We start from the raw sequence: 25,059 nt of genomic DNA on the forward strand, positions 1-25,059 counted from the left end.
ACCCGACGGGTCGTCGAGGCCGGCGAACCCGAAGATCGGTTGGTTCTTCGGCTGGCCGAGCTTCTGGTACCTCGCGATCGGCGTGGTCGCCATGGACAACGCGCTGGCCAGTCAGGCGCTGATGCCGCTCGGCGGGATGGCCGAGGACGAAGACGTCGCCCGCGTCATCACGCTCGTCGTGCTCGTCATCCAGGCCGTGCCGGTGATCGCCTCGACCCGGTTGCTCGGCCTGTTCACCTCCGGCGCGGTCGCGGCCAACCTCGCCGCAGAGGCGAAGGATCCGTTCCGCAGCGTGCCCCGGGCGATCGTCGGATCGGTGGTGGCCGCCGCGGTCCTGGGACTGGTCTTCCTCATCGTCCTGACCACGGCGATCGAGGACGTCCGGGCGGTGACGGCCGACGGGTCGCCGGTCGCCGCGATCATCCGGGAACAACTCGGGCCGGCCGCCGAGCGAATCCTGCTCGCCTGCATCGTCTTCGCGATGTTCGGGCGCCGCCATGGTGGTGATGGCGGCCTGCGCCCGGCAGGTCTTCGCGATGGCCCGCGATCGTCGCTTCCCGGCGCACCGGCTGATGGCCAGGGTGAACCCCCGGACCCAGACCCCGGTGCCGGCCGCTGCTCATCCTCGGCGTCGGGGTGGTGCTGATGGTGGCCCTGCCCGGGGCGGCGCTGATCGAGCCGATCATCGCGTCGACGATCCTGCCGGCGCTCATCTACGCCGGGACCGTCGTGCTGTACCTGGTCGTTCGAAAGCGTCTGGAGCGTAAGTCCGGTGGGTTCAGTCTCGGACGCCTCGAGGTGCCGGTCGCGGTCGACGAATTCGCCGCGGCCGCAAATCCGGACAGGGCAGAACCGGACAGGGCCGAACCGGACAGAAGCTAGTCGAGACCTTCCTGCGCGCCTCGATCACCGCGTCGGACACCGGCGCGCTGGACGAGGACGATCGTCGTCCCGAGCAGACCGACGGCCAGGCCCACCAGGCAGACCGGCAGCGCGCGGTCGCCACCGAGATCGGTCAGGGCGACGATCACCGTCGCCACCACCCACCCGATCATCCCGACCACGATGACCGGCTCCGGGGCGCGCAACGCGCGGGGGAGTTCGGGGATCTCGAGTGTCGTGGACATGGACAACAGGGTAGCTTTCGGAACGTGCCACACGATGAGCCGAGTGAGTCTCGCGATCTGAGGTCCTCCGACACCCCGGGTGCGGACATGTCGAAGGGGAACCTCCCCACCGAGCCCGACTTTCCCGCGACCACCCCGGGGCCGGATTCTGCGGTCCCGCGCGGCCCGCTCGACCGGTTCTTCAAGATCTCCGAACGCGGTTCGACGATCAACCGCGAGTTCCGCGGTGGCCTGGTCACGTTCTTCACGATGGCCTACATCGTGGTGCTCAACCCGATCATCATCGGCGGTATCCCGGGCGGGGACAAGAACACCGACGTCCTGGGCAACGTCCTGCCGCTGGCGCAGGTCGCCGCGGTCACCGCGCTCGTCGCGGGCGTGATGTCGATCCTGTTCGGCCTGGTCGCCAACTATCCGTTCGCGATCGCGGCGGGTCTCGGCATCAACAGCCTGCTGGCGGTGTCCATCGCGCCGCAGGTGACCTGGCCCGAGGCAATGGGTCTGGTGGTCGTCGACGGCATCATCATCGTCCTGCTGGCCGTCACCGGATTCCGCACTGCGGTGTTCAACGCGGTGCCCCCCGAACTGAAAGCCGCGATCGCGGCCGGCATCGGTCTGTTCATCGCCTTCATCGGTTTCGTCGACGCGGGATTCGTCAAGCGCATCCCCGATGCCGCCGGCACCACCGTCCCGGTGCAGCTGGGCAGCGACAACTCGATCTCCACGATCCCCACACTGATCTTCGCGGTCGGGGTGCTGCTGATGGGCGTCCTGGTGGTGCGTCGGGTCCCCGGTGGCCTGTTGATCGGTATCGCCATCACGACGGTGCTGTCGATCGTGCTGGAGCGGATCTTCGATTACGGGTCCAGCGTCGACAACCCCTCCGGTTGGGGACTCAGCGTGCCCGACATCCCCAGCGCCCTCGGCGGTCTGCCCGATCTCAGCCTGGTCGGTGACGTCGACCTGTTCGGCGCGTTCACCCGGATCGGTGTGCTCGCGGCATCGGTGCTGGTCTTCGCGCTGGTGCTCTCCAACTTCTTCGACGCCATGGGCACGATGACCGGCCTCGGCAAGGAGGCCGGGCTCGCCGACGAGAAGGGCAACCTGCCCGGTATCGGCCGAGCGCTCGTCGTCGAGGGGGCCGGCGCCATCGCCGGCGGTGCCGCCTCGGCGTCGTCGAACACGGTCTTCGTGGAGTCCGCGTCCGGTATCGCCGAAGGTGCGCGTACCGGCCTGGCCAATGTGGTGACCGGCGTGCTGTTCCTGGTGGCGATGTTCCTGACGCCGCTCTACGAGGTGATCCCGCTCGAGGCGGTCGCGCCCGCGCTCGTGGTGGTCGGCGCGATGATGATCGGCCAGCTCGCCACGGTTGACTTCAAGCGACTCGACTACGCATTGCCGGCGTTCCTGACGGTGGTCTCGATGCCCTTCACCTACTCGATCGCCAACGGCATCGGCATCGGGTTCATCAGCTGGGTTGTGATGGCGACCGCGGCGGGCAAGGCGCGCACCGTGCATCCGTTGCTCTGGCTCGTCGCCGCGGTCTTCGTCGCCTACTTCGCGCGCGGACCGATCTCCGACCTCATCGGCTGACGACGCCGACCCTTCGTCCGGGTTTGCCCGTTTCGGTGTCGTCCACCCGGTTCAATTTCGCCGCGGGCGGGCAGCGAGGCCGATTTCCTGGCCTACGATTTGGCAATGCATGCACCTTATGGTGACGGAAGTCTGTCCGGCGACCTGTCCCTCGCCGTCGTGCGCCTGGCGCGCCGACTCCGTGGTCGGCGGGAGAACAAGCTGGTCTCGCTCACTCAGCTGTCCGCCCTCAACACGCTGCACCACGAGGGTCCGATGACACCAGGTGCGCTCGCGGCCGCTGAGCGGGTTCGTCCGCCGTCGATGACCAGGGTCATCGCCTCGCTGTCGGATCTCGGGATGATCAAGCGCGAACCCCATCCCACCGACGGCCGTCAGGCCATCGTGACGTTGTCCCCGGAGGGCGTCGAAGTCGTGACCGACGAACTCGCCGCCCGCAAGGCATGGTTGAGCGACCGCCTCGCGGAACTGTCCGCCGAGGAGCGGGACATCCTGCGCGAGGCCGTGCAGATCGCCAACAAGATCCTCGGGCAGGCCGACACCGATGTCCCGCGCTCACGCGCGATTTGACTCAGAAGAACGTGCCCGAGAAGGGTGCGCGGTCGGTCATGAACGCATGGTCCAGTGCACGCAGCGTCGCCGGGGAGTCGACGCGCAGCCGTCCCGCCGCCGCGAAGGCCGAGGGTCGGATCCCGCCGAGGTAGATGCTCGACAACACCGAGATGTCGAGCGAGACGGTGGGCGTCGCTCCCGACTTCGCCGGCGCGACGATCGCGCCGCCCTCGCGTACCGAGATGTCGAAAACTCCTCCGTGGCCGCGGAATTCGTCGGTCACCTCGATCACGGCGTCCAGGTCGGCGGCATAGTGACGGGCGCCGAGTGCGGCCGGGACGTCGAGGATGCGCAGCCACATCGTGTCGGCGGTCCCGGTGACCGACACCGACCGCAGATTCACGAGTTTCTGTGACAGCGGGTCGTCGACCGGGATGGTCGCGGTGAGCGAGGGGATGAGGTCGAGGCTGATCAGGACGCGCCACAGATCGGTGTGTGCGTCGTCGGTGACCGCGAAGACCTCGTTGACCTCGCCGCGCACCGCGCCGGTCTCGTCCTTGTAGATGCGATAGCTCGCGTAGCCGTCGGCGTGCAGCAGGTAGTGCAGACCGCTCGCCGACAGCGGTCGCTCCGACGCCCGGTCGGCCAGGATGGGATTCCACCAGGCGGGGGTGCGGGTGAGCGCCCCCGGGGTGGTCAGCGTCCACCGTGCGTGGAGGTCGGGGATCGCGGCGGCGACCGCGTCGGCGTCGGCATACCGGACGGTGGCATCGTCGGGCTGGGCCGCGCGCATCTGGGCGCCCGGGCTCAGCGACACCGAGTTCGCGAAGCATGCCGGTCCGAAGCCGAAGCGTTCGTAGATGGTGCCCTCACTTGCGGTGAGGATTCCGAAGGTGTACTTCTCCGATTCCCACTGCTCGACGAGTTCGGTGAGCATGCGGCGGAGGATGCCGCGACGCCGGTGGGTCGACGCCACCGAGACCCACGACAGTCCGGCCGCGTCGGACACGCCACCGCCGGGCAGTGACATCGACATCCGGTAGAACATCGCCACCCCGACGAGAGGCTGCGTGTCCAACCCGGTGTCGCGCACCAGCACGACGTCGTCGTCGGCGACCTTCCCGCGCAGATCGGCGACCTCGTCGTCGGGCAGCGGATTGCGCATGGCGAACGCGCGGGCATCGGTGGTGATGATGTCGGCCCAGTCCGCGTCGGTGGCGCGAGCGAGGGACAGACGTGACATCGGAGTCGAATCGCTGGTCACGCCCTCCACAGTTTCACACCCGTGCGCTGCCAGTTTCGTCCGGGTGGCAGACTGTTGCGGTGCCCGGGCTCGCAGTGAACGTGATCGACATCGACGACCCGGAGGACCCGCGCGTCGACGACTTCCGCGACCTCAACTCCGTCGACCGACGGCCCGATCTCCCGGTTCTGCCCGGCGGGCGCCCGGGCCGCGGTCTGGTCATCGCCGAAGGCGTTCTCGTCGCCCAGCGGATGATCGCGTCACGGTTCGCGACCCACGCCTTCCTCGGTGTCGCGAAACGCCTCGACGAGCTCGACGCCGATCTCCGTGATCCCGGGCTGGCCGGTGTCCCGTTCTTCCGCGCCACCGCCGAGGTCATGGCCGAGATCGTCGGCTTCCACCTCAACCGCGGCGTGCTCGCCGTGTCGCGCCGACCGCCCGTGCTCACGGTGCCGGAGGTCCTCGAGAGCGCGCGGACCGTTGCGATCCTCGAAGGTGTGAACGACCACGAGAACATCGGGTCGATCTTCCGCAACGCCGCCGGATTGGGCGTCGACGCAGTGCTTTTCGGTCAGGGTTGCGCCGACCCGCTGTACCGCCGATGCGTGCGGGTGTCGATGGGCCATGCACTGCTCGTGCCGTTCGCGAGATTCGACGACTGGCCGCGCGGACTGGACCTGGTGGCCGAACGCGACTTCCAACTGGTCTCGTTGACGCCCGATCCCGCCGCCGTGACCCTGGCCGAAGCCGTCACCGCCGAGAAGGTCGGCTTCCTGGTCGGTGCGGAGGGCCCCGGTCTCACCGCGTCGGCGATGGCGGCCACCGACGTGAAGGCGCGCATCCCGATGAGCCGGGGCACCGACTCGCTGAACGTGGCGACCGCTGCGGCCGTTGCGTTCTACGAGCGCGCCCGGTCGGGCACCATGGGATCGTGACCGTCGAGCGGGAGGGTGTCGAACCGACGCCGTGGGCCCTGGGGCTGATCGTCGGCGCCTCGTGCGCCCTGTTCGCCGCATTCGTCTTGGTCGGCGTCTACCTGCTCATCGGCGAGATCCTGCGGTTCCTCGGAATCGCCGCCGTACTGGTCGTCGCGGGCGGACTCGGGTGGACCCTCTGGGAGTTCCGGGCGCGGCCCGTGTGGCGGTGGGTCGTGTGGGGATTGCTGCTCGGCTTCCTCGCCGGGGTCGCGTCGTCGATCGCGCTGCTCGCGCTGGGACGTCCCGCACCCTAGAACCCGAAGTACTCGCGGATGCGCCCGCGCTTGCGAGCGTCTTGACCGGGCGATCCCGTCCGCTCCCGCGCGCGCGAAGCCGTTGCGGCGCGGTAGTTCTCGTAGTCGGCCGCGGTCGGTTCGTATTCGGCCGGATGCAACGCGAAGCAGGTGACGGTGATCTGGGCCGGGTCGAGATCGGACTCCGCGAGCGGGTGGGTGTAGCGGAACCCGAGCCACGCACGGTTCGATTCCTCGGCGAGGTGCGCGGGATGGAACGGGAGCGACATGGGTGCGGTGGGCACGCCCTCGGCGTGGCTGAGCGGGTGTTCGCCACCCCAGAACGGCTTCTCGAACGTGAACGGCAGGCCGTGGTCCTCGTGGATGGTGACCGGGTCGGCGGCGAAGGAGCGTCGAAGCGTCCCCGACTCCCACCGGGCGAACACTCCGAGTGAGGAGTCGGGCTCGGTGTAGAGGAGGGTCGTGGTCGCGCTGGGGCGGATCCGTGCGAGCGCGCGGGTCAGCGTCGACGGCGTGGTCGTCTCGAACAGCGAACACGACACGACGGCGAGCGGGCCGTAGAACCCGGCGTAGACGTGGGTGTCGCGGAACGCGGCAGCGGACGCGAGGTCGGTGTCGACGAGCGGGACCAGGACGCTGTCACCGAAGACGGTCGTCGCGACCTGCTGTGCGTGCTGGGAGTCGTTGGCCGGATGCGAGCGGAGAATCGCGGCCGGGTCGTCGGTGTCGATGAACCAGACCGTGGCCGCGCGCGCGGAGGACACTCAGCTGTTCCCGTTGCTGCGCACGCCGAGCAGGACATCCTCCCACGCCGGGACAGCCGGTTTACGTGCCTTCTTGCGGCGCGGACGTTCGGGGCCGGACGACGGTGCGGGCACCGAGGCGTCGACGTCGGCGTCGTCGGCGGTGGGAGTGGCCGCCGCGTCGTCCGTGTCCGAGGCTTCAGCGGTGGCGGCCGCCGGCTCGTCGTCGAATCCGAAGTCGAACGGCACGGCGCCGTCGTCCTCGGCCGCGGTGCGGCGGTCGTGCCGGGCGCGCTGCGCACCGATGATCGAGGCCGCGTCGATGGTGACCTCTTCGCGTCCGTCCGGGGTCGTCTCGACCGCGACTTCGGGGGTGGCGACCGGGGTCAGCCGACGACGGGGCGCGATGGTCTCGGGATGGGTGAGTTCGTCGGCCAGGTCGTCGAGCGGGTCGACGCTGCCACCGTGCGATCCCGGCTGGTAGCGCCAGTGCGCCAGGTTGTCGGTACGTCCGACGCTCCACGCGACCTGGACCACCCAGTACCCGTCGTCGCCCTTCCATGCGTCCCAGTCGGCGTCGTTGGGATTCTGGCCGTAGGCGAGGAGTCCCTCGGCGACCGACTCGACCAGGGTCGCCACTGCCGGGCCGTCATGGCGGATGGGATGCGCGGCGCCGGCGAGTTCGGTGGCGCGGCTGCGTTCGAGAAGGACCGGGTGGGCGAAGCGTTCGATCTTGTCCACACCCACCCCGGCTGCGGCCGCCACCTCGGCGACGGTCGCACCCGCTCGGATTCGTGCCTGGATCTCGCGTGGCCGCAATGCACTCTCCATCTCGATCTCGATCTGTCCCAGTCGTGAGATGTCGCCGCGGGCGGCGGCGCGGAGGCGTTCGTCGGAGGCGATCCGGAATTTCTCGCCCGATTGCGGGTCCTGGCAGATGACATGGGAGCCGTCGGTTTCCACCCCGACGACGCGGAGCTCACGCATCTGCTCCTCCTCCGGTCGGTGCACGCATTGGGGTCACATTAACTCACCGATCTGCCGGTTCACTGTGGGACACGCGGCAAAACCGCAGTTCAGCACGCGTGGGGCGCAAGCGACGCCAGCGATCGATGCGTCGTATGTGGTCTGTGAGAACCAGGCTACCGGTTCGGTGAAGCACCACCGGCGCGCCGCAACGATCTGTGCGGCGCGCCGGCGGCGAGGTGTCGAGCAGGGGATCAGAGGCGCTCGACGATGTAGTCGATGCACTGGGTGAGCTTGCTGACGTCCTCCGGCTCGATGGCCGGGAACATGCCGATGCGCAGCTGGTTCCGGCCGAGCTTGCGGTACGGCTCGGTGTCGACGACCCCGTGCGCGCGAAGGATCTTCGCGACGGCCGCGGCGTCGACATCGTCGTTGAAGTCGATCGTGCCGACGACCTGGCTGCGGTTGGCCGCCTCGGTGACGAACGGCGTGGCGAACTCGCTCGCCTCGGCCCACTGGTAGAGACGCGAGCTGGAATCGGCGGTGCGCGAGACGCACCAGTCGAGGCCGCCGTTGTTGTTCATCCACTCGATCTGGTTGTCGAACAGCAGCAGCGATCCGACGGCCGGGGTGTTGTAGGTCTGGTTCTTGCTGCTGTTGTCGACGGCGGTCGGCAGCGACAGGAACTCCGGGCACCAGCGATCGGTCTCGGCGATCTCGGCGATGCGTGCGAGCGCGCGCGGGCTCATCAGCGCGACCCAGAGCCCGCCGTCGGCGGCGAAGCACTTCTGCGGCGCGAAGTAGTAGACGTCGGCGTCGGCGACGTTGACGGGCAGGCCGCCCGCACCCGAGGTGGCGTCGATGGCGATGAGCGCGTCATCCGAACCGGCGGGACGGACGACGGGCACCGCGACGCCCGTCGAGGTCTCGTTGTGTGCCCAGCCGATGAGGTCGACGCCGCCGAAGTCGTCGACGGTCAGCGCGGCCGGGTCGGGCGCGGTGCCGGGGTCGGTCGAGATGACCGCGGGCGAGTCGAGGAAGGGGGCCTTCTTCGAGACCGTCGCGAACTTCGACGAGAACTCGCCATAGGTGAGGTGCAGCGAACGCTGCTTGATCAGGCCGAACGCCGCGGCGTCCCAGAATGCCGTGGTGCCGCCGTTGGAGATCACGACCTCGTAGCCCTCGGGCAGCGAGAACAGGTTCGACAGACCCTCGCGGATCGAGCCGACGACGTTCTTCACCGGTGCCTGGCGGTGGCTGGTGCCGAACACCGACGCGCCGGTGTCGACGAGGGACTGCAACTGCTCGGGGCGAACCTTCGACGGCCCGCAACCGAAGCGGCCGTCCGACGGCAGCAGCTCGGCGGGCAGGGTGATGGATGCGGTGGCGGCTTCGCTCATGACGGCAATTCTAGGGAGTGGCCCCGGCCACCTGTGGGGGCGCCTCGGGTTAGGTGTCGGCAGCCGGGTGGTGCAGCGGCGATCTCTGCGCCGGTGGCCCCATGCAGAATCGCTGTTTCATCGAAAGGTGCGCTACCTGGAAGTAGCGCACCTCTGGGTCGAGTAGGGCTTCTGGGGCGGGCACGTCAGACGAGTCCCGCATCGCGGAGGGCACCTGTGATGAGGCCACGGAAGTGATGCGGGTCCAGGAGGTCCTGCCACGTCCACCGCACGACGAGCCGCCCCGTTCGCCGGATGGCGTCCTCACGTCGCTTCTCGTCGACCACCGTTTCCGACGCGGGCGTGCCGAACTGTCCCGAGTACTTGACCTTGCCGTCGAACTCGCCGATGACCTTGTCGTCCCAGCCGAAGTCGCCGCGGGCAACGAACCTGCCGTCGCCGTCGAGGATGGTCACCTGGAGGTCGGGGAGCGGAAGTCCGACGGCGATCATCGTTGCGCGGCTGAAGGATTCGCCTACGCTTTCGGATCGTGCGTCGGCCATCGAGAGCGCCTGACGCAGTTGTCGGATGCCCTTCATCTTGATGCTCGACGCCACGACGGCCTGGATCTCGGCGTGTGTGATGCCGGAGCGGAGACCACTGTCGAGGCAGCAGACTGCCTGTTCGAACGTCCCCAGGCGGGCCACGTCGGCGACCGTGCGGGCCGGCGTCGTCACCCGGACGTTGTCGACGGACATCACCTGCTCGTCCGGCAGGTTGTCGCGGTGTATGTGGATCTTGTCCCCGGTACGACCGGTCTTGGACGAGGTGAAGTGGACTGTGGTCATGTCCGGTCGGAGGAGGGGGATGCCGTGGAGCGCGGCGGCGGACTCGTGGCTGACCACGCGTCCGTTCCCGCCGACGGCCACGGCGCCGCGGATCTTCAGGCGATAGCGTTCGAGCTCGTCGTCGGGCGCGGGTCCGAGGTGCACCGCACCTCGCCATACGCTCCGCAGCGCGCCAGTCTCCTGACGCAACCGGATCTCGTCCTCGCCGAGACGGGCTGCGAGAGCGGACCGTCGGATCACGTGATTGTCGGGCATGCGCTCGATGGTGAGGCCGCCCCGGTCCGATTGCGGGTGCCTCGGCGTCCCTGTTGAATTCACTCAGACGTTGTCCACAGCCGATTGGCCTCCACAGGGTCGCTACCTCGACCACAGATTCGCTATCTGTGAATAGCGAATCTGTGGGGGAAGTAGCGATTCTGGTGGAACGGACCTACAGGCCCGGCTTCACGACGTCACCCCAGCCCTCGACGTCCTCGGGGCGACGGGGGCTCGGGCCGGTGTAGATCGCGGCCGGGCGGACCAGCTTGCCGAGGCGCTTCTGCTCGAGGATGTGCGCACACCAGCCGGCGGTCCGGCCGCAGGTGAACATCGCCGGCATCATGTGCGTCGGCACCTCGGCGAAGTCGAGGATGACCGCCGCCCAGAACTCGACGTTGGTCTCGATGGCGCGGTCGGGGCGTCGTTCGCGGAGTTCGGTGAGCGCGGCCTGCTCGAGTGCGGCGGCGATCTCGAAGCGGGGGACGCCCAATTCCTGGGCGGTGCGGCGGAGCACGCGGGCACGCGGGTCCTCGGCGCGGTAGACGCGGTGCCCGAAGCCCATGAGCTTCTCCTTGCGGTCGAGGATCCCCTTCACGAGTCCACGTGCGTCGCCGGTGTTCTCGACCTCCTCGATCATCGGCAGCACGCGTGCGGGGGCGCCGCCGTGGAGGGGGCCGGACATGGCGCCGATCGCACCCGACAGCGAGGCCGCGACATCGGCTCCGGTGGAGGCGATCACCCGTGCGGTGAACGTCGACGCGTTCATGCCGTGCTCGGCGGCGCTGACCCAGTAGGCGTCGATCGCGGCGATGTGCCGGGGATCGGGGTCGCCCTTCCAGCGGGTCATGAAACGTGCGGTGACGGTGTCGCATTCGTCGATGACGTGCTGGGGGACCGCGGGCTGGTGGATGCCGCGCGCGGACTGCGCCACGTACGACAACGCCATCACCGACGCGCGGGCGAGGTTGTCGCGGGCGGTTTCGTCGTCGATGTCGAGCAGCGGCTGGTAACCCCAGATCGGGGCGAGCATGGCGAGCGCGGCCTGGACGTCGACGCGCACGTCACCGGTGTGGATCGGCAGCGGGAACGGTTCGGCCGGCGGCAGGCCGTCGCCGAACCTGCCGTCGACCAGGAGGGCCCACACGTCGGCGAAGGTCACCTTGTTCTCGACCAGGTCCTCGATGTCGACGCCGCGGTAGCGGAGGTTGCCGCCGTTCTTGTCCGGTTCGGCGATGTCGGTCGTGAAGGCAACCACACCCTCGAGTCCGGCGACGAAATCCTCGGGAACAGTGTTGGCCATGGCAACCCACCTCACTCGACGTCCGTGTCGTGCATCCACGGGGATGCAATCCACGACGAACTGTAGATCAGCACGACGCCCCGCGTGTACCCCGGAGTAACGAGCACGGTCGGAGTAGCGTCAGGAAAGTGCTGGACGAGTCGCGCGACCCCATCGACCTGCCGAACATGCGCGTCGGATACGGCGGCGGCATCCCACCCAACATCGGCGAGGGCGACCGCGCCGCCGGTGCCGACGGCATCCGCGAGAACCTCGACCCGAGCTGGCTGCGAGGCGACCCGCCGTGGCTCGACCTCTTCCATGTCTGGCTCCGGGAAGCCGTCGACGCCCGGATCGCCGAGCCCAACGCGATGGTCCTCGGCACCGCCGACGCCGAGGGCAGGCCGTCGACCCGCACCGTCCTGTGCAAGGGGGTCGACGCGAACGGCGTTGTCTTCTTCACCGGGTACGACTCCGACAAAGGCCGACACCTGGCCGCGAATCCGTATGCCTCGGTGACGTTTCCCTGGATCGCGCTGGAACGGCAGGTGCACTTCCGCGGTCCGGTCGAACACGTCAGCGCCCTGGAGATCCAGGCGTACTGGGAGCTTCGCCCCCGCGGTTCGCAGCTCTCGGCGGCCGCGTCCGAGCAATCACGGCCCATCGGCAGCCGCGTCGAACTCGAGCAGAAGGCCGCCGACCTCGCCGAGGCCTACGGCGGGTTCGACGAGGGTGCCGAGGTCCCGGTCCCGTCCGATTGGGGCGGGTACCGCATCGTCCCGGTCGAGGTCGAGTTCTGGCAGGGGCGAGCAAACCGCCTGCACAACCGGGTTCGGCTGACCCACGTCGATCACTCCTGGCGGGCCGAACGGCTGCAGCCCTGAGCGTCGACACCCCTCCTGCGGGCCGTCAGCGGTAGTCGAGGCGGTTCGGGTCGAGTCTGGCGATGCCGCACTGCGCCTGGGCGAAGATCGGTGCCCGATACACATGGTGCGCGACGCGTACGCCGTTCACCCAGATCGTGCACCGGGCATAACCGCCCCACGACGTGATGTTCGCGGCTGTCTGCTGTCGCTGCTTGTGCGAGGTGAAAGTGGTTGTGGTCGACCACAACCGGCTCTTCGGATCGTAGTCGCGCAGGTTCATACCCACGCGGCCCCCGCGAGGTGACATCCGGTTGTGACCGTCGACCCACCAGAAGCCGTACGCGCTCTGCTGATCCGACGCGACCTGCACCGTGATCCGATCGCCGGCCGTCGGATACCGCGGACCGGCCTGTGCCGTCCCCGGAACCGCGAGGCCGAGTACGACGGCCACCGCGACCGTCACCACCATCATCCAGCGTCGAACACCCATGTGCATCCCCTTCTCCGGGCCCCGACCAAGGTGCGAGGTGCGCCTCGGGCGGAATGACCATAGCGGAGGGCAGCGACCACACGACGGCACTGTCCACAGGTGGCCTTTGGAGTGCCTGCGTGACCGGATGTCGGCGGGCGGTCTTAGCATCATCGAAATGCCCCGCCTCCTCGCCGACACCGCGCCGCTGCGCAACCAGTACTTCCGGCGACTGTGGCTGGCGAACATCGTCACCGTCATCGGCGCGCAGTTGAGTGTGGTCGCGGTGCCGGCCCAGATCTACGAGGTCACCGGTAGCTCTGCCTACGTCGGACTGACCGGTGTCTTCGGCCTGGTGCCGCTCGTCGTGTTCGGGCTGTGGGGTGGGGCGCTGGCCGACGTCGTCGACCGCCGGACCCTGCTCATCATCACGACCGTCGGCCTCATCGTCTGCAGCGCCCTGTTCTGGGCGCAGGCCGCGGCGGGTGGGCAGAACGTGTGGATCGTGTTGGTGCTCTTCGCCGTTCAGCAGGCGTTCTTCGCCGTGAACCAGCCGACGCGGACGGCGGTGCTACCGCGGCTGCTCGACGCCAAGGACCTGCCCGCCGCGCTGTCGCTGAACATGACGGTCATGCAGGCCGGCGCCATCGCCGGGCCACTCGTCGGCGGCGCCCTGATCCCCGTCCTCGGCTATTCGCTGTTGTATTTCGTGGACACGATCTTCCTGCTGCCGACGCTCATCGCCGTCGCGATGCTGCCGTCGCTGCGGCCGGAGAGCGATGCCGCGCCCAAGGTGGCCGGCCTGCGTTCGGTCCTCGAAGGTCTGCGGTATCTCGCCGGGCACAAGATCCTCCTGGCGTCGTTCCTGGTCGACCTGATCGCCATGATCTTCGGCATGCCGCGGGCGCTCTTCCCGCAGATGGCCCACGAGAACTTCGGCGGTCCCGAGGGCGGCGGCATCGCCTTCGCCCTGCTGTTCACGGCGATCTCCGCGGGAGCCGTCGTCGGTGGGATCTTCTCGGGCTGGGTCGCCCGCGTGCAGCGCCAGGGCCTGGCGGTCATCGTGTGCATCATCATCTGGGGTCTGGCGATCACCGGAACCGGGATCGCGGTGTCGTTCGCCGACGGAACGGCCATGCCGATGCTCATCGTCGCGGTGGTGTTGCTGATGATCGGCGGCGCGGCCGACATGGCGTCGGCGGCGTTCCGGCAGTCGATTCTGCTCACCGCCGCGACCGACGAGGTCCGCGGTCGCCTGCAGGGCGTGTTCATCGTCGTGGTCGCCGGCGGGCCCCGGATCGCCGATGTCGCCCACGGCGCCGCGGCCGCCTCGATCGGGGTCGCCGCCGCGACCGCGTTCGGCGGTATCGCGGTCGTCGTCGCGACGATCATCGCGGCGTTGCTGATCCCCGCCTTCGTGCACTACCGCGCCGGTCAGCGCACCTGAGAACGGGTTCCGCCGACCAGCGCGGTCTCGCGATCGGTGCCACCATGGACGCCATGACCGCCGCCGCCACCGGATTCGACGTACCGCTCATCGACATCTCGCCGTACACGCGGAACGGTGACCCGGCCGATCGGGCCGTGGTGGCGGCCAGGTTCGACGACGCGGCGAGTTCGGTCGGCTTCATCCAGGTCGTCGGGCACGAAATCCCCGCCGCCGTCATCGACGAGTTCACCGCCGCCATGGATGTCTTCTTCGCGCTGCCACTGGAGCTGAAGAAGACCTACCGCACGCCACCGGAGATCAATCGGGGATACGCGCCCCCGAAGTCGGAATCCCTGTCGTTGTCGCTGGGCGTCGAGTCCGCGGCACGCATGAACGACTTCTTCGAGGCCTTCAACGTCGGCGTGGAGGCGACGCAGTACCCGGAACTCGATCTACCCGCCGACCACTACGCGACGAACACGTGGCCGGCCGTCGAACATTTCCAGGCGGCGGTCTCGGCATACTTCAACGAGGCACGACGCGTCGCTCACACGCTCACCAGGATCTTCGCCGATGCCCTCGACCTACCCGCCGACTTCTTCGAGGGATTCACCGACCATTCGCTCGACGTGCTCCGGATGAACAACTACGCGCTGCCGCCCGGTGAGATCGAGCTGGACGGCGACCTCACCGGCATGGGGGAGCACACCGACTACGGCATCGTGACCGTGTTGTGGGCCGACCAGGTCAAGGGACTGCAAGTTCTCGACCAGCACGGTGACTGGCACGACGTGAGTCCCGCCGACGGCGCGTTGCTGATCAACCTGGGCGATCTGATGGCGCGCTGGACCAACGAGCGGTGGATGTCCACCCTGCACCGGGTGAAGCCGCCCGTCGTCGACGGAACGGTGGAGCGGCGTCGCTCGGCCGCCTATTTCCACGACGGCAACCTCGACGCGATGATCTCGACCCTGCCGTCGTGCGTGGGGGCGGGCAGCCGCTACTCGCCGATCACCGTGGGCGAACACATCGGTGCGAAGCTCGCCGGCTCCCGAGCGGGCCGTCCGAATCCGCACGCCCCTCGGGAGGCCGGACGTGTCCGGCAGGCGATACGACGAAGCCAGGGGCAGCAGTAGTCGTTCGGCGTGTGTCAGTCCGCGGTGAGCACACCCGGGTACGACGCCCGCCGTGCCGCGGTCACCGGGCAATAGTGCATCGGGTTGCCGCGCTCGCTCTGCGGCGGGAGATTGCGCGTCGGCGTGTGCACGATCGGTGCATCCACGGCGACCTTGCCGTGCACGCGATCCCACGCATCGCGCGGTCGGGGGTGGCGCAGCGCCCGCTTGGGTAGGAGCTTGTGCATCACGAGGTTGATGCCCTTACCCACCAGACGGAATCGACGTTCGTCCTTGTCAGTCCACTCGAGCCCGAGGATCTCGCGGATCGGCTCGTCGTAGAACCCGGTGGTCAGCCACATGAACAGTTTCTGGTTCTGCGGCACCAGGTACCGGTCCCACAGCCACGTCGGGATGAAGCTCAGGAAGGGCGGGGGTGGCAGCTGGGTGATGTCGAGGACCGTGCGGACCGACACGTGATCACGAAGCACGTTGCGGCACATGTGGTCCCAATACTCCAGAAAGTCCTCGTAAGTCTCCGGGACGGGACGCATGGAGACGCCGTACTGGGCGTACCAGGCTTTGGACTCCTCGAAGAGCTGACGCTTCTGGTCCTCGGTGAGGAAGGGGCCGAAGCGTTCGCACAGTCGGACGTTGCCGTACCAGAACGTGGCGTGGGCCCAGTAGAAGACGTCGGGATCCAATGCGTGATAGCGGGACCCGTCCTCCATGGTGCCCTTGACGGTGAGGTGGTAGTCGCGCACCTCTTCCCCCGTCCGGGCGCCGGGGATGACGGAATCGAAGACGACGCCGCTGATCGGATACAGGGAGCGCATCAGGCGCTGCCACCGTTCGCCGAAGAAGTCCGAATGGTCCCACACCGCCGCACCCAGCTTGGGATGCATGTTCTGGATCGACCCGGCCCACAGACCTTGGAACATCCCCGTCCAGGTCCCCCAGATCTGCCAGGTCAGCGAATCCGGGCCAAGGGGTTCGTACCCGTGTGTCGCCGACGACGCCGCGCCGGCCGGGCAGGTGGCCTCGGCCGACGCGGCGTCGACGGGACAGGTGTCCTGGGAAACGTTCAGAACCTCGGCCATGAGACGAAACGATAGGTTCGTCTCACCCGAGTGTCAACCGAGGGTCTACCGGGAGTCACTCCGGATTCTCGTGGGTCACCGCCCGGTACCCGCGCGCTCCGGCGCGGTCGACGGCGGCGCGAACGAGACCGAACACGAGTCCTTGCAGCGCGGCGGCCACGAGAACCTCTGTATTGCTGCGCTCGAGATCCTTGGGATCGGGCGCCGACTCGTCGTCGGAGATCCGCTTCCAGATCTGCCCGAACACCGCGCCGGCGGCGATACCGCCGAGCACGCTGGTCGCGAGGGACATCGGTTTGTACATCGACTTCGATACGGCACTCATGACAGCTCCTTGCTCTTGGCTCGACTACAACCGCCCGACGGCGGCCTCTCAGCGACGACGGCCGGTCAGCGACGACGGCGGCGGATCACGATGAACGCGCCCAGCGCCACCACCGCGGCGACGGCCGCGCCGATCAACACGGTCTGGTTCTCCTGGGCCTTCACCTCCGCGGTATGCGCGGTTTTCGACGCCGCCTCGTTCACCCGTGCCGGGACATCCAGCTTGGCCGCGAGAGCGTCGACCGTCTCGGCCAGCTCCTCCCGCTGTTGTTCGATCGGCGGCGGATCGTCGGTCGGATTCTGGTCGGGATGTGTCTCACTCATCTACAGGTGCTCCTTCACAGTCGCCACGTCACGCTGGACACTCTCGACGGTTCGCTCCGGTGCCGGGGGCACAGCGGATTTGGCGCGCTTGGCGCCGATCGCCGCGGCGGCCCCGCCGATGACCAGCAGCACGACGCCGACGATCACCGCTGCCAGCCACGCCGGCACGGCGTTCGCCAGTCCGAGCACGGCCGCCGCGACCAGCGTGCCGAGGCCGAACAACACCAGCAGCGTGCCCGCGCCGGAAATCCCCGCACCCACCCCGATGCGGGTGCCCTTGCCCTTCATCTCCGCGACGGCGTGCTGCAGTTCGGTCTTCACCAGGGTCGTCGTCTGCTGTTGCAGACGTTCGACGAGTTGCACGGTCGACAAGTCGTTCACAGACGGATCACTCACGCTCGTACCTCCTATCGGGACGCTCGTATGCGTTCCCGCGGCGGTCGAAGCCGAAACGTCGTGTCCGCGCGATCAGCACCGACGAAATCGGATCTCCGATCAGCACCGACGAAATCGGATCTCCGATCAGCACCGACGAAATCGGATCTCCGATCCGGGCACCAGCTGCGCGGCCAGGTCCACCGCGCCCGCGGCGAGGACCGCCACCACGGGGTAGCCGCCGGTGACCGGGTGATCGGCGAGGAAGATCACCGGACGGCCGCTGGGCGGGACCTGGACCGACCCGTGGGCGATCCCCTCCGAACGGAGCTCGGCGGCGCCGGCGCGATGGGCGAGGAGCGGCTGCGCCGACCCCTCCGCGCGGTCGATCCGCACCCCGACCCGGTTGCTGTCGGACCCGACCAGCCACGTTCCGACGAACAGATCGGACGGCAACTCGAGATGCCCGGCCCGCGGACCCTCGTGGCACTCCAGCACGACGACAGGCGGGTGCTTGCGGTCGGCGGGGGCGGACAGAGCGGTGGGCCAGTCGCGGGCCGCATCGCCCACGGGCAGACGGTCGTCCGTGCCGAGAGGTGGCGGTCCGAGCCCGGACAGCGTATCGGTCGACCGGGAACCCAGTACGGGCTCGACGTCGATCCCACCCCGCACGGCGATGTAGTTGCGCAACCCCCAGCCGGGGGTGTCGAGGGCCAGCTCGTCACCGGCGCGCAGCACCAGTGCCGCGGCGAGCCCCGCGGGGACCCCGTTGTGGCGCACCACGGTATCCGCCCCGGTGACCGCGACCAGGACGTCGGCGTCGACGCGTGCCCGGAACCCGCCCAGCGTCGTCTCGACGACTGCCGCCCACTCCGCATTGCCCACAAGACGATTGGCCAGCGCGAGGGCGCCACGATCAGCACCGCCGGAACCGGGGACACCGAGATCGGCGTAGCCGGGTCGGCCGTGGTCCTGAACAGTCGCGAGGGGTCCCGTCGCGAGAACGGTCAGCGAGGTCATGTGTCGTCGCGTCCGGCGTCGACGAAGCGGACCACCCGGCCCGCAGCGAGCCGGGCGGGGGGATCGGCACCGGCATCCCACAGCCGAACATGGGTGCGGCCCAGCAACTGCCAACCGCCAGGACTCGACCTCGGGTACACCGCGCTGTACCCGGCGGCAAGCGCGACCGACCCCTCCGGAACATTCGTGCGGGCCTCCCGGCGTCGGCCGACGGCGTCGAACGGATGCGCTGCCTCGTCGTCGGCGACGAGATACCCGAAACCCGGTGCGAAGCCCATGAACTGGACGCGCCATCGGGTGCGACAGTGCAGCCCGATCACCTCGTCGGTCGTCATCTCCAGTGCCGCAGCGACATCCGGGAGGTCGGCACCGTCGTAGACGACCGGGATGACGATCTCGTCGGTGCTGTGGGTGTCGGGATCGCCCGCGCGCTTCCGACGCCGGAGCGCCCGGCGGACACCGAGTTCGTCCAGCCCGCGGCCGGGACGGGCCTGGACCAGCACCGTGTGCGCGCTGGGCACGAGGTCGGTGACCTCGGGGAGTTCACCACCCCGGATCGCTTCGCGGAGCGCCGCGACCGCGCTGAGTACCGCGGCCGACGGTGAGTCGTCGGCCGAGAAGTCGAGGACCACCGCGTCGGGGCCCGCCGGCAACTCGTGCATCCAACGAACTTACCCCGCGCGACACGGTGTCCCACCGATTGAACTCGGGCGGAGGGGCCTGCGTTCGGTGGCAGACTCGGAGAGGACGGGCGCGGGATGGCCGACGGAACGTGAGGAGAGACAGTGAGAGAGATCGTCGTCTGCGGTGAGGCGCTCGTCGATGTCGTACAGCAGGGCGGTGGCCGGCACGACGCGACCGCCGGCGGTCTCGCGCCGCTCCAGCCGGCACTGGGTGGTGGCCCGTTCAACGTCGCAATCACGCTGGGACGGTTGGGGAGTGCGGTCTCGCTGCTGTCCGCGGTGTCCACCGACACCTACGGCGATGCGGTCCTCGACGCACTCCGGGCCGCCGGCGTGGGAACCACGTTGGTCCAGCGTCGTGACGAGCCCACCTCGTTGGCCCTGGCGACCATCGCCGACGACGGTTCGGCGCACTACTCCTTCTACGTGGAGGGCACTGCAGATCGCGCAGTCGGCGATCCCGGCGCACTGCCGCCGACGGTCGCGGCGGTGACCTTCGGAACCCTCTCGCTGGTCCTGGAACCCGGTGCCACGGTGTACGAGAACCTGATGCGCAGATGCCGGGCCGAGGGCCGAGTCGTGGTGTTGGACCCGAACATCCGGCCCGCGGTCATCGCCGACCCCGAGGCCTATCGACGGCGCTTCCGGAGCTGGATGTCGTCGGTGGACGTGGTCAAACTGTCCGACGAGGACGCGGCCTGGCTCAACAAGGGGTCCGCGGGAAGTTCGACGACAGACTGGCTGGCCGACGGCGTCGCCGCGGTGGTCACCACGGCGGGAGCCTCGGGCATCACCGTCCGGACCGCGGCCGGTGAGGTGAATTCGCCGGCGCCGGCCGTCGACGTCGTCGACACGATCGGTGCCGGGGACAGCGTGCTCGGGGGCCTTGTCAATCACCTGGACCGGCGTGGTCGGCTCACGCCCGGAGCAGTGCGTTCCCTGACCCTCCAGCAGTGGCGGGAAGCGGCTGAATTCGCAGCTCACGTGGCTGCGGTGACGGTGTCGAGGCCCGGCGCCGACCCTCCGTGGGCGGGCGAGCTGAGAAGCGACTAGGTTGTACCTGTGTGTCCTACCCGGTCACTGTAAAAATCTCTGATCTGAATAAGGGGTTCGTGTGTCTGCTGAAACAGTCCCAGCCGACCAGGCGTCCGACACGGCCTCAGCGACCTTCACCTACCCCGGTGGACAGCTGGAGCTCCCGATCCTGAAGGCCACCGAGGGCACCGACTCGGTCGCGCTCGGCAAGTTCCTGGCCGAGACCAATCTGACCACCTTCGACGGTGGCTTCGTGAACACCGCGTCGACCAAATCGGCCATCACCTACATCGACGGTGACGCCGGCATCCTGCGCTACCGCGGAATCCCGATCGACCAGCTGGCCGAGAAGTCGACCTTCATCGAGGTGAGCTACCTGCTCATCTACGGGGAGCTCCCGACACCGTCTCAGCTCGAGGACTTCACCACCAAGATCCAGCGCCACACCCTCCTGCACGAGGATCTCAAGCGCTTCTTCGACGGATTCCCCCGCAACGCGCACCCGATGCCGGTGCTGTCGAGTGCGGTCAACGCGCTGTCGGCCTACTACCAGGACTCGCTCGATCCCAAGGACGACGAGCAGGTCGAGCTGTCGACGATCCGGCTCCTCGCGAAGCTGCCGACCATCGCGGCGTACGCGTACAAGAAGTCGGCGGGACAGCCGTTCCTGTATCCCGACAACTCGTTGAGCCTCGTCGAGAACTTCCTGCGGATGACCTTCGGCTTCCCCGCGGAGCCCTACGAGGTCAACCCCGAGGTCGCCAAGGCCCTCGACATGCTGTTCATCCTGCACGCCGATCACGAGCAGAACTGTTCCACCTCGACCGTCCGCCTCGTGGGTTCGTCGCAGGCCAACCTGTTCACCTCGATCTCCGGCGGCATCAACGCACTCTGGGGCCCGCTGCACGGCGGCGCCAACCAGGCCGTGCTCGAGATGCTCGACGACATCCGCGCCGACGGTGGCGACACCAAGGACTTCATGAAGCGGGTGAAGAACAAGGAAGCCGGCGTCAAGCTCATGGGCTTCGGTCACCGCGTCTACAAGAACTACGACCCGCGCGCCGCCATCGTGAAGAAGACCGCCGACACGATCCTGGAATCGCTTGGCGTGCAGGACGACCTGCTCGACATCGCCAAGGGTCTCGAAGAGGTCGCCCTCAACGACGACTACTTCATCGAGCGCAAGCTGTACCCGAACGTGGATTTCTACACCGGTGTCATCTACCGTGCGATGGGCTTCCCGACGCGCATGTTCACCGTGCTGTTCGCGCTGGGACGCCTGCCGGGATGGATCGCGCACTGGCGCGAGATGCACGAGGACCCGACCACCAAGATCGGCCGTCCGCGTCAGCTCTACACCGGCTACACCGAACGCGACTACGTGCAGATGGGCGATCGCTGAGCGACCGTTCCGACGCACCGCCTGACCGCCGAACACCCGACTCAAAGGAGAGTCCAGTGACCAGCACCGAGAAGCCAGTGGTCGAGTTCCAGGCGGGACCCCCGCCGGCCGACCTCACCATCTCCGACCTCATCGTCGGCGAGGGCGAGGAAGCCGCTCGCGGCGGCATCGTCGACGTCCACTACGTCGGGGTCGACTACGAGACGGGCGAAGAGTTCGATTCGTCGTGGGATCGCGGCCAATCGGCGAACTTCCCGCTGGACCGGTTGATCCCGGGTTGGCAGGAGGGCATCCCCGGGATGAAGGTCGGCGGACGCCGCCAGCTGACGGTTCCGCCCGAGCTCGCCTACGGCTCCGCCGGTGCCGGACACCGTCTCTCGGGACGGACCCTCGTGTTCGTCATCGACCTGCTCGGAGTGGGCTGACGTCCGCCACCGAACTGGTCTGGCTCAGGCGCGATCTACGCCTGAGTGACCTCCCGCCGCTCGCCGCGGCCGCCTCGAGGACCGATTCGTCGGTCCTCGTGTGCTTTGTGGTCGACCCGCGGCTGAAGAAGTCCGCGGGCGAGCGTCGACTCGCGTTCCTGTTCGACTCCCTGCGGGAACTGGACGACAAGCTCGGCGGCAAGCTGCTCGTCGTGCGGGGCCGGCCCGAGGTCGAGATCCCGAAGCTGGCCCGGGCGGTCGACGCCGAACGTGTGCACATCTCCGAGGACTTCGCCCCGTTCGGCCGCCGACGCGACGAGGCCGTCGCCGACGCGCTCGGCAACATCGAGCTCGTGGCGACCGGGTCGCCGTACCTCGTCTCACCCGGTCGCGTCACCAAAGACGACGGCGAGCCGTACAAGGTCTTCACCCCGTACTTCAAGCGGTGGCGTGACCACGGATGGCGTGCACCGGCCGATTCGACGGTGCCTGCGAAGAAGATCGTCGACCCGTCCGAGCTGACGAAGACCGGGCGCATCAAGATACCGAAGTCGCCGACCGGGTTGTCGTTGCCCGCCGGTGAGGACGCGGCGCTCGAGCGGTGGGCCGAGTACGTCGACGACGGTCTCGCCGACTACGACTCCGGCCGCAACGATCCCGCGGGTGACAGCACCAGCCGGATGTCGGCGTATCTCAAGTACGGCAACATCCATCCCCGGACGATGGCCGCCGATCTCGGCAGGGGTAAGGGGCCGCAGGCGTATCTACGCGAACTCGCCTTCCGCGACTTCTACGCCGACGTGCTGTTCCACTGGCCACACAGCTTGTGGCACAACTGGAATCGACAGTTCGACGGCATCGACCTCGACACCGACAAGAAGGCCTACGAGCGTTTCGACGCATGGAAGGCCGGGCGTACCGGTTTTCCGCTCGTCGACGCCGGGATGCGTCAGCTCGCGGAGACCGGGTACATGCACAATCGGGTGCGCATGGTGACCGCGTCCTTCCTCGTCAAGGACCTGCACCTGCCGTGGTGGTGGGGAGCGGAATGGTTCCTCGAGCAGCTCATCGACGGTGACATGGCGTCGAACAACCACGGCTGGCAGTGGGCCGCCGGTACGGGAACCGATGCGGCGCCGTACTTCCGGGTGTTCAACCCCGAGGCGCAGGCAAAGAAGTTCGATCCCGACGGCGAGTACGTCCGACGCTGGGTCGGTGACGTCGACGCCGACGACTATCCCGAGCCGATGGTCGACCACAAAGCCGAGCGTGAGGAAGCGCTCCGCCGTTTCGGCCAGATCTAGCTGACCTCCGAGGACGAGTCCGTCAGAATGGTGGCGGATTCTCGAGGAAGTCGCGACGGTCGGCTTCGAGTTCGGCCTCGCGTCGTTTCTTGTTGCGGGCGCGTTCTTGTCTCCGGCGGGCCAGTTTGGCGTCCAGTCGGCTGTGTGTGCGCTCCGGGTTGTCGACCGGGGCGATGACGCGTGGGGTGGGTGGGGCTTGGGCGGCTTGTTCGAACCGGATGCGCCGCAGGTTGGGGAAGGTGTCTTCGAGCGTTTCGGCGTCGCCGGGCAGGGTGACCCCTTCGGGGGTCTCGTATTCGGTGATCAGGCGGCCGTCGTCGTCGCGGTACTGCACATCGATCCAGTCCCCGTGGGTTTTCAACAAGTGACCGGGACGGCATTTGGCGTTGAGGTTCTCACTCGACGTCGCTCCACCCCGGGCGGGGTCGGTGTGGTCGTATTCGGTGACGTGGTCGAGATCGCAGGCGAACGCTGAACGGGTGCAGCCGGGTTCGGTGCAGTAGCCGTCCCGGACTCGCACGAAATCGGCGCACGACGTGGTGGGCCGGTACCCGTTGCCGGGATGGGTCGCCGGATACACCACCGCTACGCCCGAGGCGAGGCCACCGGTCTCGCCGATATCACCTGGTTGGGCTGCGTCGACATCAGTGCCGTCGTGGACAGTCGACTCGACTGTGTCAGCCGGTGCGGGGCGATGGGCAGTTCGCGGTGCTGCATCGTCGGCGGTATCGGCGGTGTCGGCGACGTAGGTGGGTTGGGTGCGGGCGGGGGTGACCGGGGTGAGGGTGGCGTCGGGGCGGGCGGCGAGGTCACGGACGTGTTCGTCGCTGATGATGCCGTGCTCGTCGAGGAACCCCACCCCGGGCGCCCCGGCCAGGGTCGCGGCATCGGTGACGACATGAATCACGACTTCGGCGCGGACCGCGTCGAGCACGCTCTGTGGGTCGGGGATGTCGGCGGTGCACGGCTGTTCATCGTCGCACTGGCACTCGAATGCCGTGCGGGTCAACAGCGCGAACATCGCATCGGATCGTCGTATCCCCTGGGTGCGGCCATCCCGCTTACAGGCGGAGTCGGCGAGGATGGCGACGGCTTTGGCCGAGATCCGCACGTTCTCCGCCGACATCACGGCGGTGAGTTCGGCGGTGCCGTCGGGCAGTTCGTGGGTCCACACCCCACGCTGGTCCATGGCGTCTTTGCGGCGTTGCCGTACCGCGTCGGGGTCGTGGCGAAAGACGAGGCGGTCGACCATGTCCCGCAGGCGCGCCCGATCCCACACACCCTTACGGCGGCGCACCGTGTCGGCGATCTCGGCATCCAACGCGGGGGTGATGGGGTCGTCGGTGGGGATCAGTTCGGTGCGGGAGATGACCAACCGGATCTGCCACTGCGACAGGACCCCGTCACGCAGCGTGTCCGCTACCTCGGGGAGCCGATCCCGTAGTGCGAGGGCCTCGTCGATGAGGGTTTCGGCGTGCCGGCGGGACACCCCGGCTTGGCGGGCGATGCGGGCGGCGCAGTCGGCGTGGCCGTCCATCACGAACCCCGATGCGCTGGTGGTGATCAGGCGGTCGGTCATCGCCGCGATCGTCTGATAGCGGTGCCAGGCGAGGTAGGACTCGCCGCGTCGGGTGGCGTCGAGGCCGGCCATCAACATCACCATGTCGGTCTCGGCGGCGTGGGCAGGATCGACCCCGGCGACGTACTCGCCCGGTAGATCGGTCCACGCCTTCACCACGCCCCCCGACGCCTGTTCGACCCACCCCTTCTCCGGGGTGTGTTCTGTTACCAACCAATCTAAACCCGACCACCGACAAAACCTGGATGAGTCTCCACAGCAGATGACGTCGTCGTCGACGAAATCGTCTCTGGACGTTGCGGTATGAATCCGTCCGGGTTGGCGGCGGATGAGACCGTCGGGTCGCGAGGTGGTTTCGACACGGCGACTCGCCTAGCGGCTCGTTGCCGG

26 protein-coding genes and 1 pseudogene are annotated in these 25,059 nt (G+C 68.3%); 12 read left to right on the top strand and 15 right to left on the bottom strand.

Annotated elements, in window-relative coordinates; genetic code table 11:
* Window positions 1-10: 10 nt before the first annotated feature.
* A pseudogene (locus ACFVHY_RS03745) lies at window positions 11-813 on the top strand (amino acid permease); the annotation flags it as partial.
* 65 nt (window positions 814-878) lie between these two features.
* Here the strand turns inward: ACFVHY_RS03745 and ACFVHY_RS03750 are convergent.
* Complete coding sequence (locus tag ACFVHY_RS03750; RefSeq protein ID WP_058251612.1) at window positions 879-1,127, bottom strand: DUF2530 domain-containing protein; 249 nt, start codon at window positions 1,125-1,127, stop codon at window positions 879-881.
* A gap of 24 nt (window positions 1,128-1,151) precedes the next feature.
* Here ACFVHY_RS03750 and ACFVHY_RS03755 point away from each other — a divergent pair, with 24 nt between their 5' ends.
* Both ACFVHY_RS03755 and ACFVHY_RS03760 read left to right on the top strand, forming a co-directional pair.
* Window positions 1,152-2,720, top strand: coding sequence for an NCS2 family permease (locus tag ACFVHY_RS03755; RefSeq protein WP_390268510.1), 1,569 nt, complete (start codon window positions 1,152-1,154; stop codon window positions 2,718-2,720).
* 105 nt (window positions 2,721-2,825) lie between these two features.
* Entirely contained in the window at window positions 2,826-3,290 is a 465-nt protein-coding gene (locus ACFVHY_RS03760) for a MarR family winged helix-turn-helix transcriptional regulator (protein ID WP_390268513.1), read from the top strand.
* A 1-nt stretch (window position 3,291) separates the two neighbouring features.
* Here ACFVHY_RS03760 and ACFVHY_RS03765 read toward each other — a convergent pair whose 3' ends face one another.
* A complete protein-coding gene (locus ACFVHY_RS03765) occupies window positions 3,292-4,515 on the bottom strand; it encodes a GNAT family N-acetyltransferase (protein ID WP_390268832.1) in 1,224 nt (407 codons plus the stop codon).
* An 80-nt stretch (window positions 4,516-4,595) separates the two neighbouring features.
* Here ACFVHY_RS03765 and ACFVHY_RS03770 point away from each other — a divergent pair, with 80 nt between their 5' ends.
* A complete protein-coding gene (locus tag ACFVHY_RS03770) occupies window positions 4,596-5,450 on the top strand; it encodes an RNA methyltransferase (RefSeq protein WP_226512718.1) in 855 nt (284 codons plus the stop codon).
* The gene (locus tag ACFVHY_RS03775) at window positions 5,447-5,746 is read left to right on the top strand and encodes a DUF2537 domain-containing protein (RefSeq protein WP_058251607.1); all 300 of its coding nucleotides are present in this window, start codon (window positions 5,447-5,449) and stop codon (window positions 5,744-5,746) included. Before ACFVHY_RS03770 ends, ACFVHY_RS03775 begins: the two co-directional genes overlap by 4 nt.
* Here ACFVHY_RS03775 and ACFVHY_RS03780 read toward each other — a convergent pair.
* The 5 genes from ACFVHY_RS03780 to ACFVHY_RS03800 all read right to left on the bottom strand — a co-directional run bounded on the left by ACFVHY_RS03780 (window position 5,743) and on the right by ACFVHY_RS03800 (window position 11,240).
* On the bottom strand, window positions 5,743-6,510 hold the full coding sequence (locus tag ACFVHY_RS03780) for a DUF6928 family protein (RefSeq protein ID WP_390268517.1): 768 nt from the start codon (window positions 6,508-6,510) through the stop codon (window positions 5,743-5,745). The genes ACFVHY_RS03775 and ACFVHY_RS03780 overlap by 4 nt on opposite strands.
* Complete coding sequence (sepH, locus tag ACFVHY_RS03785; protein WP_390268520.1) at window positions 6,511-7,476, bottom strand: septation protein SepH; 966 nt, start codon at window positions 7,474-7,476, stop codon at window positions 6,511-6,513.
* A gap of 233 nt (window positions 7,477-7,709) precedes the next feature.
* Complete coding sequence (gene serC, locus ACFVHY_RS03790) at window positions 7,710-8,855, bottom strand: phosphoserine transaminase (protein WP_390268523.1); 1,146 nt, start codon at window positions 8,853-8,855, stop codon at window positions 7,710-7,712.
* A gap of 185 nt (window positions 8,856-9,040) precedes the next feature.
* On the bottom strand, window positions 9,041-9,937 hold the full coding sequence (locus ACFVHY_RS03795) for a hypothetical protein (RefSeq protein ID WP_226512719.1): 897 nt from the start codon (window positions 9,935-9,937) through the stop codon (window positions 9,041-9,043).
* A 175-nt stretch (window positions 9,938-10,112) separates the two neighbouring features.
* Window positions 10,113-11,240, bottom strand: a complete 1,128-nt coding sequence (locus ACFVHY_RS03800) for a citrate synthase 2 (RefSeq protein WP_165630399.1) — start codon at window positions 11,238-11,240, stop codon at window positions 10,113-10,115.
* A gap of 167 nt (window positions 11,241-11,407) precedes the next feature.
* Here ACFVHY_RS03800 and pdxH point away from each other — a divergent pair, with 167 nt between their 5' ends.
* Window positions 11,408-12,103 carry a pyridoxamine 5'-phosphate oxidase gene (gene pdxH / locus ACFVHY_RS03805; RefSeq protein ID WP_390268834.1) on the top strand — a complete coding sequence of 232 codons (696 nt, stop codon included), beginning with the start codon at window positions 11,408-11,410 and terminating at the stop codon, window positions 12,101-12,103.
* A 25-nt stretch (window positions 12,104-12,128) separates the two neighbouring features.
* Here pdxH and ACFVHY_RS03810 read toward each other — a convergent pair whose 3' ends face one another.
* Window positions 12,129-12,575, bottom strand: a complete 447-nt coding sequence (locus ACFVHY_RS03810) for a hypothetical protein (protein WP_390268527.1) — start codon at window positions 12,573-12,575, stop codon at window positions 12,129-12,131.
* A 157-nt stretch (window positions 12,576-12,732) separates the two neighbouring features.
* Between ACFVHY_RS03810 and ACFVHY_RS03815 the strand changes: the two genes are divergently transcribed.
* The gene (locus tag ACFVHY_RS03815) at window positions 12,733-14,001 is read left to right on the top strand and encodes an MFS transporter (RefSeq protein WP_288815517.1); all 1,269 of its coding nucleotides are present in this window, start codon (window positions 12,733-12,735) and stop codon (window positions 13,999-14,001) included.
* A 44-nt stretch (window positions 14,002-14,045) separates the two neighbouring features.
* Window positions 14,046-15,119: an isopenicillin N synthase family dioxygenase gene (locus tag ACFVHY_RS03820; RefSeq protein ID WP_390268530.1), complete on the top strand. Its 1,074-nt coding sequence runs from the start codon at window positions 14,046-14,048 to the stop codon at window positions 15,117-15,119.
* Between the two features lie 14 nt (window positions 15,120-15,133).
* On the opposite strand, the gene ACFVHY_RS03825 is transcribed toward ACFVHY_RS03820, so the two are convergent.
* The 6 genes from ACFVHY_RS03825 to ACFVHY_RS03850 all read right to left on the bottom strand — a co-directional run bounded on the left by ACFVHY_RS03825 (window position 15,134) and on the right by ACFVHY_RS03850 (window position 18,903).
* The gene (locus ACFVHY_RS03825) at window positions 15,134-16,198 is read right to left on the bottom strand and encodes an oxygenase MpaB family protein (RefSeq protein WP_390268533.1); all 1,065 of its coding nucleotides are present in this window, start codon (window positions 16,196-16,198) and stop codon (window positions 15,134-15,136) included.
* Between the two features lie 55 nt (window positions 16,199-16,253).
* Entirely contained in the window at window positions 16,254-16,523 is a 270-nt protein-coding gene (locus ACFVHY_RS03830) for a DUF4235 domain-containing protein (protein ID WP_390268536.1), read from the bottom strand.
* A gap of 65 nt (window positions 16,524-16,588) precedes the next feature.
* Entirely contained in the window at window positions 16,589-16,846 is a 258-nt protein-coding gene (locus ACFVHY_RS03835; protein ID WP_390268539.1) for a DUF3618 domain-containing protein, read from the bottom strand.
* Window positions 16,847-17,242, bottom strand: coding sequence for a phage holin family protein (locus ACFVHY_RS03840; RefSeq protein WP_035718303.1), 396 nt, complete (start codon window positions 17,240-17,242; stop codon window positions 16,847-16,849).
* A 126-nt stretch (window positions 17,243-17,368) separates the two neighbouring features.
* Window positions 17,369-18,241, bottom strand: a complete 873-nt coding sequence (locus ACFVHY_RS03845) for a biotin-dependent carboxyltransferase family protein (RefSeq protein WP_390268542.1) — start codon at window positions 18,239-18,241, stop codon at window positions 17,369-17,371.
* Window positions 18,238-18,903, bottom strand: coding sequence for an allophanate hydrolase subunit 1 (locus ACFVHY_RS03850; RefSeq protein WP_390268545.1), 666 nt, complete (start codon window positions 18,901-18,903; stop codon window positions 18,238-18,240). Before ACFVHY_RS03850 ends, ACFVHY_RS03845 begins: the two co-directional genes overlap by 4 nt.
* Window positions 18,904-19,026: 123 nt before the next feature.
* On the opposite strand from ACFVHY_RS03850, the gene ACFVHY_RS03855 reads away from it, so the two are divergent.
* The 4 genes from ACFVHY_RS03855 (at window position 19,027) to ACFVHY_RS03870 (ending at window position 23,090) form a co-directional block, all read left to right on the top strand.
* A complete protein-coding gene (locus ACFVHY_RS03855; protein ID WP_390268548.1) occupies window positions 19,027-19,977 on the top strand; it encodes a carbohydrate kinase in 951 nt (316 codons plus the stop codon).
* Between the two features lie 61 nt (window positions 19,978-20,038).
* Window positions 20,039-21,361: a citrate synthase gene (locus ACFVHY_RS03860; RefSeq protein ID WP_078113443.1), complete on the top strand. Its 1,323-nt coding sequence runs from the start codon at window positions 20,039-20,041 to the stop codon at window positions 21,359-21,361.
* Window positions 21,362-21,417: 56 nt separating this feature from the next.
* Window positions 21,418-21,786 carry an FKBP-type peptidyl-prolyl cis-trans isomerase gene (locus ACFVHY_RS03865; protein ID WP_058251588.1) on the top strand — a complete coding sequence of 123 codons (369 nt, stop codon included), beginning with the start codon at window positions 21,418-21,420 and terminating at the stop codon, window positions 21,784-21,786.
* Window positions 21,787-21,800: 14 nt separating this feature from the next.
* Window positions 21,801-23,090, top strand: coding sequence for a cryptochrome/photolyase family protein (locus tag ACFVHY_RS03870; RefSeq protein WP_390268837.1), 1,290 nt, complete (start codon window positions 21,801-21,803; stop codon window positions 23,088-23,090).
* Between the two features lie 22 nt (window positions 23,091-23,112).
* Here ACFVHY_RS03870 and ACFVHY_RS03875 read toward each other — a convergent pair whose 3' ends face one another.
* Window positions 23,113-24,828, bottom strand: coding sequence for a DUF222 domain-containing protein (locus ACFVHY_RS03875; RefSeq protein ID WP_390268840.1), 1,716 nt, complete (start codon window positions 24,826-24,828; stop codon window positions 23,113-23,115).
* Window positions 24,829-25,059: the final 231 nt, after the last annotated feature.

Origin of the sequence: Gordonia sp. NPDC127522 (assembly GCF_042672305.1) — a bacterium.
Classification (GTDB): domain Bacteria; phylum Actinomycetota; class Actinomycetes; order Mycobacteriales; family Mycobacteriaceae; genus Gordonia; species Gordonia hongkongensis.

Coding starts and splice junctions, on each gene's coding strand:
- ACFVHY_RS03750 (WP_058251612.1), bottom strand. CDS start 1,127: ATGTCCACGACACTCGAGATCCCCGAACTCCCCCGCGCGTTGCGCGCC.
- ACFVHY_RS03760 (WP_390268513.1), top strand. CDS start 2,826: ATGCATGCACCTTATGGTGACGGAAGTCTGTCCGGCGACCTGTCCCTC.
- ACFVHY_RS03765 (WP_390268832.1), bottom strand. CDS start 4,515: ATGTCACGTCTGTCCCTCGCTCGCGCCACCGACGCGGACTGGGCCGAC.
- sepH (WP_390268520.1), bottom strand. CDS start 7,476: ATGCGTGAGCTCCGCGTCGTCGGGGTGGAAACCGACGGCTCCCATGTC.
- serC (WP_390268523.1), bottom strand. CDS start 8,855: ATGAGCGAAGCCGCCACCGCATCCATCACCCTGCCCGCCGAGCTGCTG.
- ACFVHY_RS03795 (WP_226512719.1), bottom strand. CDS start 9,937: ATGCCCGACAATCACGTGATCCGACGGTCCGCTCTCGCAGCCCGTCTC.
- ACFVHY_RS03800 (WP_165630399.1), bottom strand. CDS start 11,240: ATGGCCAACACTGTTCCCGAGGATTTCGTCGCCGGACTCGAGGGTGTG.
- pdxH (WP_390268834.1), top strand. CDS start 11,408: ATGCGCGTCGGATACGGCGGCGGCATCCCACCCAACATCGGCGAGGGC.
- ACFVHY_RS03810 (WP_390268527.1), bottom strand. CDS start 12,575: ATGGGTGTTCGACGCTGGATGATGGTGGTGACGGTCGCGGTGGCCGTC.
- ACFVHY_RS03815 (WP_288815517.1), top strand. CDS start 12,733: ATGCCCCGCCTCCTCGCCGACACCGCGCCGCTGCGCAACCAGTACTTC.
- ACFVHY_RS03820 (WP_390268530.1), top strand. CDS start 14,046: ATGGACGCCATGACCGCCGCCGCCACCGGATTCGACGTACCGCTCATC.
- ACFVHY_RS03825 (WP_390268533.1), bottom strand. CDS start 16,198: ATGGCCGAGGTTCTGAACGTTTCCCAGGACACCTGTCCCGTCGACGCC.
- ACFVHY_RS03830 (WP_390268536.1), bottom strand. CDS start 16,523: ATGAGTGCCGTATCGAAGTCGATGTACAAACCGATGTCCCTCGCGACC.
- ACFVHY_RS03835 (WP_390268539.1), bottom strand. CDS start 16,846: ATGAGTGAGACACATCCCGACCAGAATCCGACCGACGATCCGCCGCCG.
- ACFVHY_RS03845 (WP_390268542.1), bottom strand. CDS start 18,241: ATGACCTCGCTGACCGTTCTCGCGACGGGACCCCTCGCGACTGTTCAG.
- ACFVHY_RS03850 (WP_390268545.1), bottom strand. CDS start 18,903: ATGCACGAGTTGCCGGCGGGCCCCGACGCGGTGGTCCTCGACTTCTCG.